Source organism: Caloramator quimbayensis, from assembly GCF_900167605.1.
GTDB classification, from domain to species: domain Bacteria; phylum Bacillota; class Clostridia; order Clostridiales; family Caloramatoraceae; genus Caloramator_B; species Caloramator_B quimbayensis.
Genome location: NZ_FUYH01000009.1, coordinates 1 through 18,288, shown reverse-complemented (window position 1 = coordinate 18,288; position 18,288 = coordinate 1). Strand labels below are relative to the sequence as shown.

At 29.2% G+C, this 18,288-nt stretch carries 20 protein-coding genes; 18 read left to right on the top strand and 2 right to left on the bottom strand.

Annotated elements, in window-relative coordinates; all coding sequences use genetic code 11:
- Positions 1-32: 32 nt before the first annotated feature.
- Positions 33-1,499 carry an aminotransferase class I/II-fold pyridoxal phosphate-dependent enzyme gene (locus tag B5D15_RS07205; protein WP_278305617.1) on the bottom strand — a complete coding sequence of 489 codons (1,467 nt, stop codon included), beginning with the start codon at positions 1,497-1,499 and terminating at the stop codon, positions 33-35.
- A 464-nt stretch (positions 1,500-1,963) separates the two neighbouring features.
- Between B5D15_RS07205 and B5D15_RS07200 the strand changes: the two genes are divergently transcribed.
- From B5D15_RS07200 to B5D15_RS07120, 18 genes are all read left to right on the top strand, one after another.
- Entirely contained in the window at positions 1,964-2,647 is a 684-nt protein-coding gene (locus B5D15_RS07200) for a YveK family protein (RefSeq protein ID WP_078696454.1), read from the top strand.
- A gap of 9 nt (positions 2,648-2,656) precedes the next feature.
- The gene (locus B5D15_RS07195; protein ID WP_078696544.1) at positions 2,657-3,352 is read left to right on the top strand and encodes a CpsD/CapB family tyrosine-protein kinase; all 696 of its coding nucleotides are present in this window, start codon (positions 2,657-2,659) and stop codon (positions 3,350-3,352) included.
- Positions 3,349-4,122, top strand: a complete 774-nt coding sequence (locus B5D15_RS07190; RefSeq protein ID WP_078696453.1) for a tyrosine-protein phosphatase — start codon at positions 3,349-3,351, stop codon at positions 4,120-4,122. Before B5D15_RS07195 ends, B5D15_RS07190 begins: the two co-directional genes overlap by 4 nt.
- Positions 4,123-4,254: 132 nt before the next feature.
- Complete coding sequence (locus B5D15_RS07185) at positions 4,255-5,001, top strand: CpsD/CapB family tyrosine-protein kinase (protein WP_078696452.1); 747 nt, start codon at positions 4,255-4,257, stop codon at positions 4,999-5,001.
- 13 nt (positions 5,002-5,014) lie between these two features.
- On the top strand, positions 5,015-5,674 hold the full coding sequence (locus B5D15_RS07180) for a sugar transferase (protein WP_078696451.1): 660 nt from the start codon (positions 5,015-5,017) through the stop codon (positions 5,672-5,674).
- Positions 5,675-5,684: 10 nt separating this feature from the next.
- Positions 5,685-7,046 carry a nucleotide sugar dehydrogenase gene (locus B5D15_RS07175; protein ID WP_078696450.1) on the top strand — a complete coding sequence of 454 codons (1,362 nt, stop codon included), beginning with the start codon at positions 5,685-5,687 and terminating at the stop codon, positions 7,044-7,046.
- Positions 7,047-8,175: 1,129 nt separating this feature from the next.
- Positions 8,176-9,312, top strand: coding sequence for a glycosyltransferase (locus B5D15_RS07165; protein ID WP_078696448.1), 1,137 nt, complete (start codon positions 8,176-8,178; stop codon positions 9,310-9,312).
- A 29-nt stretch (positions 9,313-9,341) separates the two neighbouring features.
- Positions 9,342-10,154, top strand: coding sequence for a glycosyltransferase family 2 protein (locus B5D15_RS07160; protein WP_078696447.1), 813 nt, complete (start codon positions 9,342-9,344; stop codon positions 10,152-10,154).
- A gap of 5 nt (positions 10,155-10,159) precedes the next feature.
- Positions 10,160-10,906 carry a WecB/TagA/CpsF family glycosyltransferase gene (locus B5D15_RS07155; protein ID WP_078696446.1) on the top strand — a complete coding sequence of 249 codons (747 nt, stop codon included), beginning with the start codon at positions 10,160-10,162 and terminating at the stop codon, positions 10,904-10,906.
- A gap of 87 nt (positions 10,907-10,993) precedes the next feature.
- Positions 10,994-11,386, top strand: a complete 393-nt coding sequence (locus B5D15_RS07150) for a hypothetical protein (protein ID WP_078696445.1) — start codon at positions 10,994-10,996, stop codon at positions 11,384-11,386.
- A gap of 16 nt (positions 11,387-11,402) precedes the next feature.
- Positions 11,403-11,951: a heparinase II/III family protein gene (locus B5D15_RS07145; protein WP_078696444.1), complete on the top strand. Its 549-nt coding sequence runs from the start codon at positions 11,403-11,405 to the stop codon at positions 11,949-11,951.
- A gap of 40 nt (positions 11,952-11,991) precedes the next feature.
- Complete coding sequence (locus B5D15_RS07140) at positions 11,992-13,167, top strand: glycosyltransferase (protein ID WP_078696443.1); 1,176 nt, start codon at positions 11,992-11,994, stop codon at positions 13,165-13,167.
- Positions 13,168-13,172: 5 nt separating this feature from the next.
- Positions 13,173-14,120: a glycosyltransferase family 2 protein gene (locus B5D15_RS07135; RefSeq protein WP_078696442.1), complete on the top strand. Its 948-nt coding sequence runs from the start codon at positions 13,173-13,175 to the stop codon at positions 14,118-14,120.
- A 16-nt stretch (positions 14,121-14,136) separates the two neighbouring features.
- The gene (locus tag B5D15_RS07130; RefSeq protein WP_078696441.1) at positions 14,137-15,306 is read left to right on the top strand and encodes an O-antigen ligase family protein; all 1,170 of its coding nucleotides are present in this window, start codon (positions 14,137-14,139) and stop codon (positions 15,304-15,306) included.
- A gap of 16 nt (positions 15,307-15,322) precedes the next feature.
- On the top strand, positions 15,323-16,771 hold the full coding sequence (locus tag B5D15_RS07125; protein ID WP_078696440.1) for a flippase: 1,449 nt from the start codon (positions 15,323-15,325) through the stop codon (positions 16,769-16,771).
- 60 nt (positions 16,772-16,831) lie between these two features.
- The gene (locus B5D15_RS15265; protein WP_143287228.1) at positions 16,832-16,981 is read left to right on the top strand and encodes a zinc ribbon-containing protein; all 150 of its coding nucleotides are present in this window, start codon (positions 16,832-16,834) and stop codon (positions 16,979-16,981) included.
- 337 nt (positions 16,982-17,318) lie between these two features.
- Positions 17,319-17,441, top strand: a complete 123-nt coding sequence (locus B5D15_RS15765; RefSeq protein ID WP_278305612.1) for a hypothetical protein — start codon at positions 17,319-17,321, stop codon at positions 17,439-17,441.
- Positions 17,442-17,464: 23 nt separating this feature from the next.
- Positions 17,465-17,806 (top strand): acyltransferase family protein, encoded by a 342-nt coding sequence (locus B5D15_RS07120; protein WP_078696439.1) that lies wholly within the window; start codon positions 17,465-17,467, stop codon positions 17,804-17,806.
- Between the two features lie 252 nt (positions 17,807-18,058).
- Here B5D15_RS07120 and B5D15_RS07115 read toward each other — a convergent pair.
- The coding region (locus tag B5D15_RS07115) for an ATP-binding protein (RefSeq protein ID WP_179122221.1) at positions 18,059-18,288 on the bottom strand (230 nt) is incomplete at its 5' end.

The following is an 18,288-nucleotide window of genomic DNA, read 5'->3' as shown; positions in this document are numbered from 1 at the left end:
AGCTTAGCACTATATTAGTGCCAAGCCCATGATTACTCTACAACCTTTATAAAATTAACCTCAGGATCCTCAGTTCCCTGGACATAAAGTCCAGTATCCTTAAGCTCCTGAACATAATCTATAATCTCCTTTGTTATAACCTCCCCAGGGCAAAGAACCGGAATTCCAGGAGGATAGGACATTAAAAACTCGCAGGATACCAAACCAACGCTCTCCTTTAAAGGAACGGATTTTTTCTTAGCATAATAAGCCTGCCTTGGAGTAAGGCTTCTTTCAGGAATCGATGGAATGTCGAGTACATCCCCCTTAACAGGCCTTTTACCGTAAAACCTCTTACTAATATCCCAAAGAGCATTAATAAGCTTATCATTTTTCTCCTTAGTATCCCCAAAGGAGCCAACCGCAAGGGCATTGTAAAGGTCAGACAGCTCAAGCTGAATATGGTACTCATCAGCAAGCATGCTGTCAAGTTCATAGCCAGTTAGTCCAAGCCCCTTTGCAGTTATAGTAATCTTAGTAGGATCGAGGGCATAAACACCGCTTTGCCCTAAAATCTCACGTCCAAAGCAGTAAAGCCCCGGAATCTTATTAATCTCAGCTCGTGTGTACTCAGCCAAATCAATTGCCTTATCTAAAAGCTCTTTTCCCTTTGTAGCAATCTGCATCCTTGCAACATCGAGGGATGCCATCAAAGGATAAAGAGGGCTTGTCGTCTGAAGAAGGCTCATCATAGATTGAACCCTATTTATATCAACCCTTCCGCCTCTAACCTGTAAAAAGGAACTTTGCGTCATGGAACCTATAATTTTGTGGGTGCTCTGCGAACACATATCAGCTCCTGCATCCATAGCAGATATAGGAAGACGCTCATTAAATCCAAGATGGGGTCCGTGGGCCTCATCAACAATCAAAGGAATGTTGTAGCTGTGAACAATCTCAGCAATCTTTTTAATATCCGTAGCAACGCCGTAATAGGTTGGATTAATAACAAGAACCGCTTTTGCATCGGGGTGCATCTTTAAAGTTTCTTCAACCGTCTTTGGTGTAACTCCGTGTGCTATTCCAAGATTCTTGTCAATTTCAGGCTGCATAAATATAGGATTTGCGCCGCTTAAAATAATACCAGCCGTAACGGACTTGTGAACATTTCTTGGGATAATAATCTTTTCTCCCTCACTAACAACGCTCATAATCATAGCCTGAATAGCACCGGAAGTTCCGTGAACCGATATAAAAGCCATATCAGAGCCGTAGCAGTCCGCAGCAAGTTCCATAGCCTTTTTAATAGAAGTTGTCGGGTGATGGAGACTGTCTACAAGTTTAAAAACAGTAACATCAATAGATAAAATATTAGTTCCTACAAAATCCTTAAATTTGTTGTCCATTCCATCTCCCTTTTTATGTCCAGGTACATGGAAGGGTATAGTATCTCTTTTTACATACTCCATAAGCGAGTCAAAAATAGGCGTTTGTGTCTGATCGAGTTTGTAATTTCTCAATGTAATATGCACCCTCTTTCTTATCTTAATAAACCTTGATAACATAAGGCTTTGCGTTATATAAAAACCTATTTAATTATAAGGCAATGATATGCTAAATTCAATTATTATTTTGCAAAAAAAGATGAATTTTTATAAATATTTTTTTCCTCCCGAAATAATAATATGCAGACATGTATAAATAGGTGCTTTTCACACTAACCGTCCCCAAAAAGCCTCCCTCAAAAATAACATAAATAACGATTGATAAATAGAAAATTATGTAATAAAATATATATTGATATACGCAAATATTCCATTTTTGGATATTGATTATAAAATTAGGTAAATTATAATTTACATTAAATAGTAATGAGCCTATTAAAACAATAAACATACCTTACATCAATTTAATACGGAGCTTTTGAGTTGTCTTTTAATTAGCTGCAAAAAATGGGTAAATAAAGTAAAAGGGGGAAGTAAAAATGGACGAAGAAAGCACTTTAGATTTAAGGGAGATATTTGACATTATCAAAAAAAGGAAATGGATAATAATACTAATAACAATATCCCTGACAATACTATCAGGAGTTCTTAGCTTTTTTGTTCTGCCGCCGACCTATGAAGCAAGTGTCAGTGTACTGATTGGTAAAATGCCCGACAATCAGCAGCAGCAAATACAGTACAACGATGTAATGATGTATCAAAAGCTTTTAAAAACCTACAGCGAAATAGCTAAATCGAGGCTTGTTGCTGAAACAACTATAAGGCAGCTCAACAAAAACATAGGCTACTCTGAATTTGAAAGCGGCATAACAGTAACGCCTCAGGCTGATACTCAAATAATGATAATAAAGGCTAAAAGCAGGGATGCAAAGGATGCAATGGAAACAGTAAACACCCTCTCTGAAGTTTTTATAAGGGAGGCAATGAGGCTCTATCCAACAGGAAATGTACAAATAATAGACAGCGCTACAATTCCGGACAGCCCTATAAAACCAAATAAAAGGCTGAACATAGCAATAGCCTTTGTTTTAGGGCTTATGATATCACTTGGATTGGTATTTTTACTTGAATATATGGATAACACCATAAAGACAGAAGACGATGTTGAGAAATATCTCGATATACCGGTAATAGGCATAATACCAAAACACAAGGAAGAATAGGTGATACATATGTTAGATATAATATTAAAAAAACATCCAAAATCTCCAATATCTGAGGCATATAGGACATTAAGGACAAATATACAGTTTGCCTCCTTCGATAAGGAGGTTAAAGTTATTCTTGTTACCAGTTCGGGCCCTTCTGAGGGTAAGACAACAACCGCATCAAACCTTGCATATACATTATCAGAAACTTCTAAAAAGGTTTTACTCGTAGACTGCGACCTTAGAAAGCCTAAGATACATAAAATATTTAAAATCTCAAACCAGACAGGACTTAGCAACATTTTAATAGAAGACTACGACCTTAGCACAGCCATAAAAAAGGCAGATAATAATCTTTATGTCTTAACCGCAGGGACACTGCCTCCAAATCCAGTTGAGATGATATCTTCAAAGAAAATGAGCGATTTTATAGAAAAAGTTAAAGATGAATACGATTATATAATCCTCGACACCCCACCTGTGGTTTCAGTTACCGATGCTCAAATACTTTCAACCATGGCAGATGGTGTTATCCTTGTTGTCTCAAGCGGTGAGGCAAATAAAGAAGCAGCAATAAGAGCAAAGGAACTTTTACTAAATGTAAATGCTAAAATACTTGGAGTTGTATTAAACAAATTAGATATAGCATCAAAGGGAGGCTACGGCTATAGATATTATTACTATTACAGTGAAGATGAAGGGAAGAGAAAAAGAAAATGATGGACATTCACTGTCATATACTTCCTTTAATTGATGATGGCCCCGATTCAATAGAAACATCAATAGAAATGCTTAAAATAGCAAAAAGGGAGGGCATAGAGAAAATAATAGCCACTCCCCATTACTACAAAGGTGTCTATGAAGGCGACATAAATCAAATAAACTCATTAACTTCAAATCTAAATGAAATCTCAAAGAATTTAAACCTGAACATACAAATCTTAAAAGGTCAGGAGGTTTTTCTAACCCGTGACCTTTTAAGATTGTTCAAAAACGGCACTATACTTACACTAAACTCATCTAAATATATGCTCATCGAACTGCCCTTTGATATTCTCCCTAAATATGCCCTTGATATAATATATGAGCTAAGAATTATGGGAATCATACCAGTAATTGCTCATCCCGAAAGATACAGCTACGTAATCGAAAAGCCCTCAACAATAAACGACTTTATAGATGAGGGATGCCTTTTTCAAATCAATTCATCAAGCATAACAGGTGATTTTGGAAGGGAAATTCAAAGGACATCACAAATACTTATAAGCCACAACATATGCCATTTTATCGCCTCCGATGCCCATTCAAATACAAAAAGAATCCCATCTTTAAAAAAATCCTTCGACATATCCCAAAAAATAAATAGCAATATTATAAAAAACGTGTCAAATAATGAAGAAATGTTAACAAATAAAGGACAAATATTACAAGATGTTAAGAAAATCAAAGAAAATTTTCACATATTTAATATATTTAAACCTAAATGGTAGAATTAAACATATTTAGTAAAATATCAAACAATATGAATTTTATAATTTGTATATAATTTGTTACAATTATTTGTAGTTTGTTGCCAATTTAAAGTGATTTAATTTTATTTTATTTGTTTGGGAGTGGGTAAAATGCAAACCTTTAACTTAACTGCTTTGGCTCATCCAAAATCTCCCGTTTCAGAAGCCTTTAGAACCTTAAGGACCAACATACAGTTTTCATCCTTTGATAAAAATATTAAGACAATAGTTTTAACAAGTTCTGGCCCTGGAGAGGGTAAATCCACAGTATCAACTAATCTTGCCTGCGTGTTTTCTCAGGGAGGAAACAAAACTATATTAATAGACTGCGACATGAGAAAACCAACGGTTCATAAAAAGCTTGAAATTTCTAATCAGACAGGACTTACAAATGTTTTAATAGCGGAAGTTTCTTTAAAGGATGCTGTTAAAGAAATATCAGAAAACTTCTATGTATTAACAACTGGTACGCGCCCTCCAAATCCAGCGGAAATTATAGCATCATCTAAGATGCAAAACTTTATAGAGTCCCTTAAGGAACAATTTGACTACATAATAATCGACACACCTCCAATCCTTATGGTAACCGACGCCCAGATACTTTCAAAATACGCCGATGGAACATTACTTGTAGTATCCTCCGGTGAGGCAGACAAAAACGCCGCAGTAAAGGCAAAAGAGCTTTTATTAAAGGTTGATGCTAACATCCTTGGCGTAGTATTAAACAAACTTGACACCTCAAGAAAGGGCTACTACGGCTACTACTACCACTACTACTACGGAAACGACGGACACAAGAAAAAGGTAAAGGAGAAAAAGGGACTATTCTTTAAAAAGAGAAGGGAAATAGGAAGTTAAGGAAGGTGTTAGAGTGGAAAGAGAAGTAGAGATAGTATATAAACTTGAAGAAGAAGATTATCAAAGAGGATTTTTCTATGAGTTTATAAAAAGGCTTGCAGATATTATATTATCAATTATCGGAATAATATGCTTATCTCCAGTATTTATAATAACTGCAATAGCTATAAAAATAGACAGCAAAGGTCCTGTATTTTTCATTCAGGATAGGTGTGGAAAGGACGGCAGGATATTCAAATTTTATAAATTCCGCTCAATGGTTGCTGATGCTGAACAGCAGCTTTCAAAATTAAAACATAAAAATGAAATGTCTGGCCCTGTTTTTAAAATAAGAGAAGACCCACGAATAACAAAGGTTGGAAAGTTCATAAGAAAAACAAGCATTGATGAGCTCCCACAGCTATTTAATGTACTAAAAGGAGATATGAGCATTGTAGGCCCAAGGCCGCCAATCGACAGGGAAGTTAGGCAGTATACCCCTTATCAGAGGCAGCGCCTTTTAGTAAAGCCGGGACTTACATGTTACTGGCAGGTTATGGGGAGAAACAATATAGATTTTGATGAATGGGTTGAGCTTGATATAAAGTACATAAAAGAGAGAAACCTTTGGATAGATTTAAAACTTATATATAAAACATTCTTTGTTTTATTTGGAGACGAGAATGCGTGCTAAGGAGGAAAAAATGGAAACAGTTAAAACCTTTAACATATCAGAATTAAATGAAAATATACCAGAAAAATCATTAAACAAAAAAGTTTGCGTCTTTGGGCAGGGCTTTGTAGGCCTTCCGCTTACATTAAGTTTTGCCTTAAGAGGATGCAATACTATTGGTGTTGATGTTGACAAAAATCTTGTTGATGAAATAAACAGTGGAATTACTCATCATACAGAAAAATTCTATGATGTTACAATTCAAAAAATACTTAAAATGCAGCTTGAAGAAAAAAGATATAAAGCTGTAACCGATGCAGCCAAGGCAGTAAAAGAGTGCAACAACATAATTGTAACCGTTGGTATACCTATAAAAGACGGGAAACATGATATGAGCTATCTTGAAAGTGCTGTAAGAACAATAGGAAAAAATCTTAAAAAAGAAGACTTAATAGTTATAAGAAGCACAGTAATACCAGGAACAACAGAAGAATTTATCCTTCCAATACTTGAAGAAGAATCAAAGCTTAAAGCAGGAGTTGATTTTTATCTTGCCTATTCCTCAGAGAGAATAGCAGAGGGAAACGCCTTTGAAGAATTTGCAAATATGCCAACTTTAGTTGCAGGAATAAATAAGCCAAGCCTATATAGGGCAGTTGATTTGTTATCGGTTGTTTGTAAAGCAGATATAATAATTTCAAATTCTATAAAGGCAGTTGAAACTTCAAAGGTTGTGGAAAACGCCCAAAGAGATGTAAATATAGCTATGGTTCAGGAAGTTGCAAGATTCTGTGAGGCACTTAATATAGATGTTTTTGAGGTTATACGACTTGCAAACACCCATAAAAGAGTAAACCTTTTAGCACCAGGCCCGGGAGTTGGGGGATACTGCATACCAAATGCATACCACTACCTTGAGCCAAAGGCAAAGGAGCTTAATGTTGACCTTGACCTGTTTAAACTTTCAAGGGAGAAAAACAGACTCCTTCCTGAATTCATTGTAAATAAAATAGAAGAGCAGCTTAATAATGTAGGAAAAAACTTAGAAAATTCCAAAGTAGCAGTATTAGGCCTTGCTATGAAGGATTTTTCTAATGACGATAGAATAAGCCCCCCAATAGATATATGCAATATATTAATAAGAAGGGGAGCATTAGTTTCTGCCTTTGACCCTCAAGTCCCAACAGAATATGACTTTAAGGTAAAAATGCAGGATGAAGCATTAAAAGACGCCGACGCAGTAGTAATACTTACAAAACAAAAAGGCATAACCTTTGACGATTATGAGTATATGGCAAAACTTATGAAAAACAGACCAGTTATAATAGACACAAAAAATATTATAAACGAGACAGAAGCTAAAAAATATGGATTTAAGTGGTGGAGAATATAAAGGATGGAATTAGTAATAGCTTTTATATATTATTCTAAAGAATGTCTATCATCAAATTTAGATTTATTTTATATTTTTACTGTTTTTATAATAATTGAGATAATTTCATGTTTCTAAGTCTTGAAAAAAATAAAGAAGGGTACGAAAAAGCTTACCCCAATCCCGATAAATAATCTGCAAAAACAATAAAAAGAAAGAGGTAAACTATCAATACAGTATATTTATTGACAAAATATCATATCAACTTTAGACAAGTTTATAGAATTGCAGACATTAACAAATTTATAAGCAATTTTAACTTTTGTTGATTATTCAATCATGCATGAAACATTTAAAATTTATAGCAATAAAAGAGGTTCCAAGGATTTTATAAATGACAGCTTGCTTACTGCTTCAATGGTATTGGTTTACAAATTATCAATCTAAACATAAGCGAAGAGCACAAGAAGTAGTTATTAAGGAATTTACCGATTATCCTAAGAATCCACCAATGATACACAATAAAATATTGACCTGCGTCAGTATTGCCACTATGGTTTTTCAATTTCTGAATATCAATAATCTTTTTGCTGCTTTTAGCAATAAGGCTGGCATCATAGGCAACAAGGTATACTCCATGTATCAAAAATTGTGATTTAAATATATCAGTTAACAGAAAAAATAACTTCTTCATAATATCCATGTATGACCAATGGTTCTGCTTAAAAACCTTTCATAGAAAGAAAGATTCTTTTTAAATAAAATGTAATATTTATAAATATTTCTGGTTGCTTTTATGTTCACGGTGGCAAGAATATATTAGATGCAATTAACAAAAATACAAAAGTATGGTATTGACAAAATATCCTTTGAAATAATAATAACTAGATTATTCCAGAGGAATATAGTTATACATAGTAATCACTCCTTTCAGAGAGAACTCTTGTATATCAATGTTCATCTTATTTTTTGATTTTTACGTTATTAATTTTGTTAGCATCAAAAAGTGCAAAATTATAGATTCTAAATTGATGTAATTAAATTTTTGAGTTTTTATAGTTATAGCAGCATATAAATTTAAGAACTTACTTGAAGAAGATAATAGAAGCTTTATGCAAAGCTATTAATCTAAAGGGAAAGCAGGAGAGAGATGAAAAGGGTTATAATTTGTGATTTTGTAGAGTATAACGATAGAATCAATAAACTTGGAAACTACCATTATGCAAACTGTTTTGCAAAGGATGGCTGGGAAGTTTTATGGATGTCCAATCCTTTTAATGAGCTGATATATATTAAAGATAAAGAGGATTACCGTTTTAAAAAAAGCATAGCATCACCAAAAAGACATAAACTTGCTAATAACATATATGGTTTTGCACCATATTCCTTAAGGCTTTATGGAAACTATCTTTTCTCCAGGGATGAAAAGATAGTTTTAAACAACCAGAAATATATGTTTCCAAATATAAAAAAGAGTCTCAAAAAAATAGGTTTTGACAAGGTGGATTTATTATGGATATCAAATCCAAAATATTATTATTTAACAAATGTTGTTGAATATGACAAGCTTGTTTTTAGAATACCGGATGATTTTGCACACCACAATGGCTTTCCTGAAAGTGTAATAGAAATTGAAAAAAGATTGATAGATAAATCTGATTTCATTTTTGTAACCTCAAAATTTTTAGAGAACAAAGTTTTAGAGAGAAATAAAAAACCATATCTTTTAAACAACGGGGTAGATTATGACCACTTCAGCCAACAAAACTTGACCGTCCCTTGTGAGTATCAGGGGAAGGATAAGAGGGTTGTTTATGTTGGGGCAATAGATGAGTGGTTTGATGTTGGGCTTATTAAAGAAATGGCAACAGAGCTTAAGGTAAACATCTTTATTATAGGAAGACCAAGAATAGACTTATCTGAAATAAAGGATATGGATAACGTAAATATACTAGGTCCAAGGCCCTACGATGAAATACCAGACTATCTTAAAAATGCTGATGTTGCAATTATTCCCTTTATTAAAAATCAGCTGACAGATGCAGTTAGTCCAATTAAGCTCTATGAATATGCTTCATCTGGTATACCTGTGGTATCTACTGATTTAAAGGAAGTTAAAAACACAATGGCACCAATATATGTTGCCAAGGACAACTCAGATTTTTTAGTGGGAATACAAAAATATTTAAATAAAGAATACAATCGAGAAGAAATTATTAACTTTGGCTTTAACAACTCATGGAGAGCAAGGTATGAATATGCAATGAAGATTATAAATGAAAGGTAAATTAAATTTTCCTTTAAAGGAGGATTAGAATGTGCAGGGTAAGTGTTATTATCCCTTATTTTAACAGAGAAAAAACTCTCATAAGAGCTCTGCAGTCAGTTGTTGAACAAAGTTTTAAGGATTTTGAAGTAATTTTAGTTGATGACGGTTCCAATGACAACAGCCACAAAATAGTTGATGAGTTTATAAAAAATTATAAGACAATAAAATTTAAACATATATATCAAGAAAATTCAGGTCCTTCAATGGCTAGAAATAGGGGAATAAAAGCAGCAGAAGGAGAGTACATTGCCTTTTTAGACTCAGATGACAGCTGGGAAAAGGATAAATTAGCTCTTCAGATAGGTTTTATGGACAAAAACAAAGACATTATGATAAGCAGCACAAACTATAACATCATCAAAGATGGTGATATGTGGATAAAAGAAAACTTTAAAAAACCTATAAAAAAATCTAATTTCTATAAGATGCTCTTTAAGGTTTTCTTCTGCATACCAACAACTGTTGTAAGAAGTGAAGTTTTTAAAAGGGACAAACTTTATTTTCTGGAGGGAAAGCATCAGGCAGAGGACAATCTCTTTTTTCTTCAGGTGGCAAGGAGATATAAGGGAGCAAAATTACACCAACCCTTGACTAATATATATAAAAGAGAGTTCGGAGAAGGAGGACTATCAGGAAATTTAGCTAAGCTCAGGGAAAATGAGTTTGACAACTTTATAAGATTATACAAAGAAAACAAAACCAATGAGAAAAAGATTAACCTTTTTCTTCTTTTAATAGTTCTTTTAGCAGCTGAACTCAGACACTTTAAAAGAGTAATATTAACAAAGATTAGGGGATAGATATTATGAAGAAACTTTTTGGTTTGAATTTTTACGACAAAGATATAGATGAATTGAAGAAAAATTTAGAAGAACATCTCCTTAAACAAAATAATGAAACTGAATGTTTGTGTATCTTTACTCCTAACGTTGATCACATAATATCAGTATATAAAAGAAAAGAAGTGTTTGAAGCTTATAAGGAAGCAGGTCTTTTAATTGCTGATGGCTGGCCTATTGAATTTGTATCTAAGTTAAAGGGAGAGAGGGTTTATCAAATTACTGGAGTTGATTTGATGGACAGGCTTTTAGAGATTTCTAACAAGCATTCATTAAATATATACTGTCTTGGCTCTGAAGACGAAACCCTTGATTTGATGAAGGAAAATCTAACAAAAAAATTTAAAGGCATAAAAAACATAGGACTTCATAATGGATATTTTAAAGAAGAAGAGGACAGGAGAATTTTAAATGAGATAAAGGAGAATAAAACGGATATTCTCTTTGTTGGAATGGGACACCCCAAACAGGAACTGTGGCTTCATAGATATAAAAAAGAACTAAGCTCATCTATAGCAGTTGCTGTTGGCGGAGCCTTTAAGATTTATTCCAATGAGGTGAAAAGAGCCCCTGTATTAGTTAGAAAGCTGAAGTTAGAATGGTTTTGGAGGTTTTTAAATGAACCGAGAAGATTATTTAAGAGATATTTTATTCGTTACCTCGATTTTATAAAAATAACCCTATTGGAAATAAAAAATAAAAAAATTATTTAAATCAAATAATAAAAATGAATATAATATTATAAGTATCCAAAAATTTTTGATAGATTTATTAATATTTTATTGAAAGGAGTCCTTCCTATGTCCAATTGGCAAGTATATAACTTTGAAAACAGGATAAGAGATATCTTATCAAATGTAAATTATTCTCCAAACCCATTCCATCATTTTAAAAGACCTTATTTAAGTGCTTACCAGATTGCCATAGAATTTAATAGACTCTATCCTAATGATGTTACTAAAATGGGATATGTTGTAGGTGGGGATGGATCTAATACAAATAAATCTTTAGCAAGATATATAGCAAATGAGCTTTCTAAAAGAATTAAAGCAGGGGAGATAACAGATATAGAAGGTGCATTTATATCAAGTAATTTTCTTAAAGAAATGGTATTTGATAATAATGGACAAGATGTCATATCATCATCCCTTGGAAGTGAATATGATTTATCTATGTTCAGGTTAAAAGTTTAGAATTTAGGAGTTTCTTATGCCAAATATAACACATAAACTTTTAAAATATAAAAATCAGCCAATAAAAAAGCTTACAAAAAAAGCATTAAAAAAGATAAAAAATAAAATATATTTTTCATATAGGAGATATAGAGTATGTAAAAATCCTATTGATATTCCAACGGATAATTTTTATTCCTTTTATCCTAAGTGCAGCTTTTTTTATGATTTAAAAAATAGAGAAAAGTATATAGAGGAAATTAAAAAGCTTGGTTTAGAAAATTCTATTATAAATGATGCTAATCTGATATTAGAGCACAAATTCAATCTTTTAGGCTCAGGAGAGAAATATTTAGGAGAAAAGCTTCCGTGGAATGAAGATTTTAAGACAGGTTTTAGATGGGAAAATAAGTTCTACAAAGATATAAAAATAGTTGATTTAAACAACAATGCAGATGTTAAGGTTCCCTGGGAGTTGTCAAGGTTTCAGCATTTATTTACACTTGGCAAGGCATATCTTATAACCTTTGATGAAAAATATGCATTAGAATTTAAAGATGAAATCGAAGATTGGATTTTAAGTTGAAATTTTGGGTATTTTTTATATTGAAGGGAGCAAATTTAAAATGCCAAAAGAAAATTTGCATGTAATAATGATACCATCTTGGTTTTTAAAGGAAGAAGATAAAACAAAAGGAAGTTTTTTTTTAGATCAAGCTATTGCATTACATAAACAAAATATTAATATTTCAATATTATTTTCTGAAGCAGATAGAAGTTTAAAAAATTTTAACTTTTCTTCTTTGATAAAAAATCATTTTCAAATAAGTAAAGAAAAGGAAGAAAATATTTTAGTATATAGATACCATGGATGGAATATATACCCAAAAACTAAAAAATTAAAACTATGTTATTTAGAACATACATATATTAAATTATTAAAAAAATATATTGATGAAAATGGAGTTCCAGATTTAATACATGCTCAGAGTTCTATTTGGGCTGGATATATTGCGTATAAAATTTATAAAAAATATAATATTCCATATATAATAACCGAACATTTTACAGGATTTCAAAGAGGAATAATTAATGAAAAAGAAAAAAAGTTAGCAAAAAAAGCTTTTGAAAAATCAAGATATAATGCAGCAGTAAGTGTACCTTTTGCAAATTTTTTGGAAAATTATTTTGAGTTAAAATTTAATGTTATTCCTAATACAATAGATACTAATTTTTTTTGCATAAAAGGAAATAAAATAAATTCAAAATATTTTACATTTATAAATGTTTCATTTTTAACTTATAAAAAAGGAATAGATGTTTTAATTAATGCTTTTTATAAAGCTTTTAACAATAATAAAAGTGTACGTTTAAAATTAATAGGTGATGGCGATGAAAGAAAATATTTAGAGGAAATGGTAAAAAAATTAAATTTACAAGATAGAGTATTGTTTTTAGGTAATAAAGATAGAAATTATATAAAAGATGAATTATTAAATTCAGACGTTTATGTTTGTGCAAGTCGTGAAGAAACATTTGGAGTATCTTTAATAGAAGCAATGTCATGTGGATTACCTGTTATATCAACTATTTGTGGGGGTCCTGAAGATTTTATTAATTCAAAAGTGGGAATTTTAATTCAAAAAAATAATGTTAATGAATTAACAAAAGCCCTAATTGATATTTACAATAACTATCATTTATATGATAGGATTTATATTAGAAATTATGTAAAGGATAGATTTGATTTTGAAATTATATCTAAAGAAATTATAAATATGTATAAGCAAATTATAGGGTGAAATATATGAAAGATTTTATTTCTGTAATAATTCCATTATATAATAAAGAAAAATATATTTTAAGAAGTGTCAATTCTGTTTTAAATCAAACTTATAGAAACTTCGAATTAATAATAGTTAATGATGGTTCTACAGATGATAGTATAAAAATAATTAATAAAATAAGCGATAATAGAATTAGAATTATTAATCAACAAAATTCAGGTGTTTCAGTTGCAAGAAATAATGGCGTATTAAATTCAAAATATAATTTAATTGCTTTTTTGGATGCGGATGATGAATGGCAATCAGATTTCTTAGAAACTGTTTTGAATTTGAAATATAAATATTCAGATGCAAAGTTATTTGCTACAGGATATATGAGAGTAGAAAAGAATAACATAATTATAAATCCTTTTAATGGTATACCTAATAAAGAGTGGGAAGGATATATTGATTTATTTAAGTGTTCTTTTAAAAATATGATTGTGACTAGTTCATCTGTACTAATGTATAAAAATATTTTATATGATATTGGAGGATTTCCCGAAGGTGTTAAATATGGAGAAGATCAATATGTTTGGTATCAAATTGCATTAAAATATAAAATTGCATTTAGCAATAAAGTTTGTGTTAAATATTATCGTAATACAGGTTGTAGTATAGGAGATCAGAAAATCAAAAGAGAATTTCCATTTATAAAAGAATCCGATAGTTTTCTAAAATTATATAATATTAAAGGTAAAAGATTATTTTATTTTAAAGAATACATTTATAAAGAAAAATTAAATTATGCTGAATATTCTTTTGATGTTTTAAATGATAAAACTGAAAGCTTAAAATTATTAAGTGAATGCAAAAAAACTAAACTGTTCGTAAAAAAATTTATAAAGCTATATATAAAAATTAAATTTCCTAAGTTACATAGAGTTTTAAAAAAAGTAAAATATTATTTTAAAATTATTTATTTTTAATAAGGAGTTATTAAAAATGCACATAAAAAAATTTTTAAAATTTATTTTTATTTTTTTTGTTTGTATTATAACAATTGAAAGACAGGAAAATATAATTAAAATTCCTTATCAAAATTATTTATTGTTTGTTATGTCATTTTTCTTCTTAATTATATTACTAAGAAAAATAAATAAAGGATTATTAAAACAAAACATACCTTTATTTTTATTAATAATAATTTGTCTATTTTCAGAAATATGGTCAATAGATAGAAATATGACACTTAGAGCAGATATTTTTTTAATTATGTATTTTATAATTTCTATTTATTTAGTTAAATTTAACGATAAAAATGAAATAATAAATAATTTCTGGATAACATTTTCGTTGATCTCAATAATAAATTTATTATTTATACAATTTTATCCCCAATATTCAATACAATTAGACGAAACAAGATATACTGTTGCTTACAGAGGAATTTTTGGGCATAGAAATACATTGGGTTTTTATTCCAATATTACATCTTTATTTTGTTTATATAAATTAAATGAATTAAAAAGAATAAATAAAATATTTGCTATAATTATTTTATTTATAAATTTTTATTTATTAATTTTATCAAAAAGTGCAACTTCGCTTTCTTTATTTTTTCTAATTATTTTTTTGTTTTATATTCAAAAAATATATAAATCAAATAGAGTTTTCTTAGTATGTTTTTGTTTAGTATTATTTCTTAATTTTAGTATATTATTTTTACAAAGTGATTTTATTAGTAAAATAATAGTGGAAAAATTACAAAGAGATATTACCTTTACAGGGAGGACATATATTTGGAAATATTCATTCGAAGCTATAAGAAATAGATTTTTATTAGGTTATGGATTAAATGCTTTTTGGGGAGATAATAATTATTCATCTTACTATGTTCGTTCAACAATGAATGCTCAAATAACAAGTGCTCATAATGGTTATTTAGATATCTTTTTAAATTTAGGTTTAGTTGGATTTATATCTTATTCTATAATAATTTTTTATATAGTAAAAAATTATATAAAGAAGAAATACAGTATTGATTTAGTATTAGCGAGTACCTTCTTTTTATTGTTATGGAGTTTTAATTTTATGGAGAGCAAATTATTAGCCCCATATTCTATAATTTTTATTCTACAAATTATTTTTTATAATTTCATAGTTTTATATTAATAAATGGGAGAATAATATGAGTACTGCAAAAAATTATTTATATAATGTTTCATATCAAATTATTATAATTATTTTACCTATAATTACTGTTCCTTATATATCACGTATTCTTGGTGCAGAAGGTATAGGAATTAATGCTTATACAAATTCAATTATTCAATATTTTATCTTATTTGGTACTATAGGGATATCTTTATATGCAACAAGGATAATTGCATTTTATAGAGATGATAAAAAAAAATTAAGTACTACATTTTGGAGTATTTTTTATTTAAAATTATTTACTACTTTAATTTCATATTTAATTTTTATTGCTTTTATTTTTATATTTGATATTGAAAATAAAAATATATTTTTAATCCAATCAATAAACATATTAAATGCTGCGATAGATATTTCATGGTTATTTATAGGTATTGAAGATTTTAAAAGGAATGTAACGAGAAATTTTATTGTTAAAGTAATTAGTATAATCCTTATATTTATTTTAATAAAAATTAAACAAGATTTATGGAAATATGTTTTTATTAATAGTTTATCAGGTATAGTTGGACAATTGTTATTATGGAAATATGCATTTAAAATTATTAATAAAGAGAAGATAACTTTTTTTGATATTAAAAAACATATTATACCTTCATTAAAATATTTTTTACCACAGATTGCTATACAAGTATATGTAGTTTTAGATAAAACAATGATAGGATTATTAACAAATAAATGTGAAGTAGGATTTTATGAAAATGCTGATAAAATTGTAAAAATGGCATTAACATTAGTTACATCAGTTGGAGCAGTTATGATGCCTAAAATTACAAATATATATGCCAGTGGTGATTTTGAAAAAATAAAGCAATATTTAAAGAAATCTTTTGATTTTGAATGTTATTTGTCTATTCCAATTATGTTTGGACTCATGGGAATTTCAAAAGAATTCTGTCCATGGTTTTTTGGTTTTGAATTTCTAAAAACAGCTAATGTTATTATAATTATAAGTCCAATAATTATTGCTATTGCTTGGAGCAATGTTTTAGCTGGTCAATATCTTATACCGATAGGAAGGATTAATCAATATACTATAAGTGTAACATTAGGTGCAATTACCAATTTTATTTTAAATTCTTTTTTGATACCAAAATATGCTTCAATAGGAGCAGCATTTGCAACAGTAATTGCGGAATTTGTTGTTACAGGAACTGAAATTATATTTATAAGAAAAGATATAGATTTATTTTATTTCATGAAAGATTTTTGGAAATATTTTTTATCAAGTTTGATTATGTACATTTTTGTAAGACTAATTGGTGTTTATAATGGAATTAATATATTAACAACATTATTACAAATAATAATTGGGGTTTTATGTTATTTTACAATGTTATTTATATTGAAATCAGATATGCATATATATCTTATTAAAATGATAAAAGATAAATGTAAAATTGTTGGAGTTGAGAAATTATAGAATTTTTATTTCAGATTTAAGCATCAAGATTTTGATTTTTTAAATATCGGGGGGGATAACATGCCAAAAAGTGGACAAACTGTAGAACAATCAGGAATTTATAAATGTACAAAATGTGGTAATGAGGTAACTTGTGTTAAGGGGGAGCCTTTTCCACCTTGTAGAAAATGTAGCAATTCTGAATATAAATTAATTAGAGCAACTAAGTAAATCAAAATTTATTTTAAATTTTGATTTAAGCTTAATTAGTTTATTATTAAGTTGTTAAACTCTTGCATGATTAAATCTGAAATAAGTATAGATAAATATTAAGATAAGTGTAAAAAGCTGATATCAAATAGTGAGATCTTGAGAACTGCCCTAAAATTATTGTTAAAAATAATAGCTGAAAATAGAATATAATTAATGATATATTCTTATATTATAATTATTTCTTTAATATTTTTAAGTTTTCTGTAAATTTCATAAATACATTAGAGAAAAGAAAAGGTAATGATAGTTTATATGAAATAGGAAAGAAAATCGGAGAATAAATATAGAATTATTGATGCGAAGTCGTGCTAATGCTGTAGTAATTAGTGATGTGCCTGATAATTGTGTTGTAGCTGGAATACCTGCAAAGGTGATAAAGACAAATGTTGATAAATGGAAGGAAGAAGGAATAATTTAATAGTAAAATTAGGTGGGATTATAATGGAAGTGTCAATAAGGAAAAAAGAAAATTATTATGCTTTCGATGTTATGAAATTTGTAGCTTCAATTTTAGTAATAAGTATACATACAAAACCATTGGCCGATTATAATAAGTATTATGATTTTATAATTACTCAAATTATTGCAAGGATAGCTGTACCTTTTTATTTTTCAGCTGCAGGATATTTATTTTTTTCAAAATTAAAGTATCCGTTACAAGTTAATAAAAATTATAATCTTAAAAGGCTGAAAAAATATATCTATAATATTATATATATATATATGTTGGTCAAGTGTTTATTTTATGTTTATTTTAAAAGAATGGATAAAATATGGAATTAATATTAATAAAATTTTAATTTTCATGAGAAGTTTATTTTTGTCGGGTACATATTATCATTTATGGTTTCTTATAGCTTTAATTATTAGCATAATTACTTCATATTATTGTATTAAAATAACTTCATTTAAGATAACGTTTTTATTATCTTTAATACTTTATATAATTGCGTTGTTTGGCGATGTGTTTTGCAATAATTAAATACAAACTTTTGAAAAAAATCTTTGCAACATCCGCATTACCATAATTGTAAATTAATTGTATTTCATTAATGAATTTTGGAGCCTCCAGCTGGGGCCGTCAAATATTAGTAAATGACTGTGATGGACCATCCTATCAAGTATAGCGTTTGTTAGCTTTTCATCGAAAAAAATACTGTTCCATTTACTGAATTCAAGGTTTGTAGTTAATATTATGCTTTTTTTCTCATAGCATCCTGCTATAACCTGGTATAATAGTTTAGCCCCTTCAATGTCAATTGGAA

Coding starts and splice junctions, on each gene's coding strand:
- B5D15_RS07165 (WP_078696448.1), top strand. CDS start 8,176: ATGAAAAGGGTTATAATTTGTGATTTTGTAGAGTATAACGATAGAATC.
- B5D15_RS07150 (WP_078696445.1), top strand. CDS start 10,994: ATGTCCAATTGGCAAGTATATAACTTTGAAAACAGGATAAGAGATATC.
- B5D15_RS07135 (WP_078696442.1), top strand. CDS start 13,173: ATGAAAGATTTTATTTCTGTAATAATTCCATTATATAATAAAGAAAAA.
- B5D15_RS07145 (WP_078696444.1), top strand. CDS start 11,403: ATGCCAAATATAACACATAAACTTTTAAAATATAAAAATCAGCCAATA.
- B5D15_RS07155 (WP_078696446.1), top strand. CDS start 10,160: ATGAAGAAACTTTTTGGTTTGAATTTTTACGACAAAGATATAGATGAA.
- B5D15_RS07190 (WP_078696453.1), top strand. CDS start 3,349: ATGATGGACATTCACTGTCATATACTTCCTTTAATTGATGATGGCCCC.
- B5D15_RS15765 (WP_278305612.1), top strand. CDS start 17,319: ATGCGAAGTCGTGCTAATGCTGTAGTAATTAGTGATGTGCCTGATAAT.
- B5D15_RS07200 (WP_078696454.1), top strand. CDS start 1,964: ATGGACGAAGAAAGCACTTTAGATTTAAGGGAGATATTTGACATTATC.
- B5D15_RS07130 (WP_078696441.1), top strand. CDS start 14,137: ATGCACATAAAAAAATTTTTAAAATTTATTTTTATTTTTTTTGTTTGT.
- B5D15_RS07195 (WP_078696544.1), top strand. CDS start 2,657: ATGTTAGATATAATATTAAAAAAACATCCAAAATCTCCAATATCTGAG.
- B5D15_RS07160 (WP_078696447.1), top strand. CDS start 9,342: ATGTGCAGGGTAAGTGTTATTATCCCTTATTTTAACAGAGAAAAAACT.
- B5D15_RS07185 (WP_078696452.1), top strand. CDS start 4,255: ATGCAAACCTTTAACTTAACTGCTTTGGCTCATCCAAAATCTCCCGTT.
- B5D15_RS07125 (WP_078696440.1), top strand. CDS start 15,323: ATGAGTACTGCAAAAAATTATTTATATAATGTTTCATATCAAATTATT.
- B5D15_RS07120 (WP_078696439.1), top strand. CDS start 17,465: ATGGAAGTGTCAATAAGGAAAAAAGAAAATTATTATGCTTTCGATGTT.
- B5D15_RS07140 (WP_078696443.1), top strand. CDS start 11,992: ATGCCAAAAGAAAATTTGCATGTAATAATGATACCATCTTGGTTTTTA.
- B5D15_RS07175 (WP_078696450.1), top strand. CDS start 5,685: ATGGAAACAGTTAAAACCTTTAACATATCAGAATTAAATGAAAATATA.
- B5D15_RS15265 (WP_143287228.1), top strand. CDS start 16,832: ATGCCAAAAAGTGGACAAACTGTAGAACAATCAGGAATTTATAAATGT.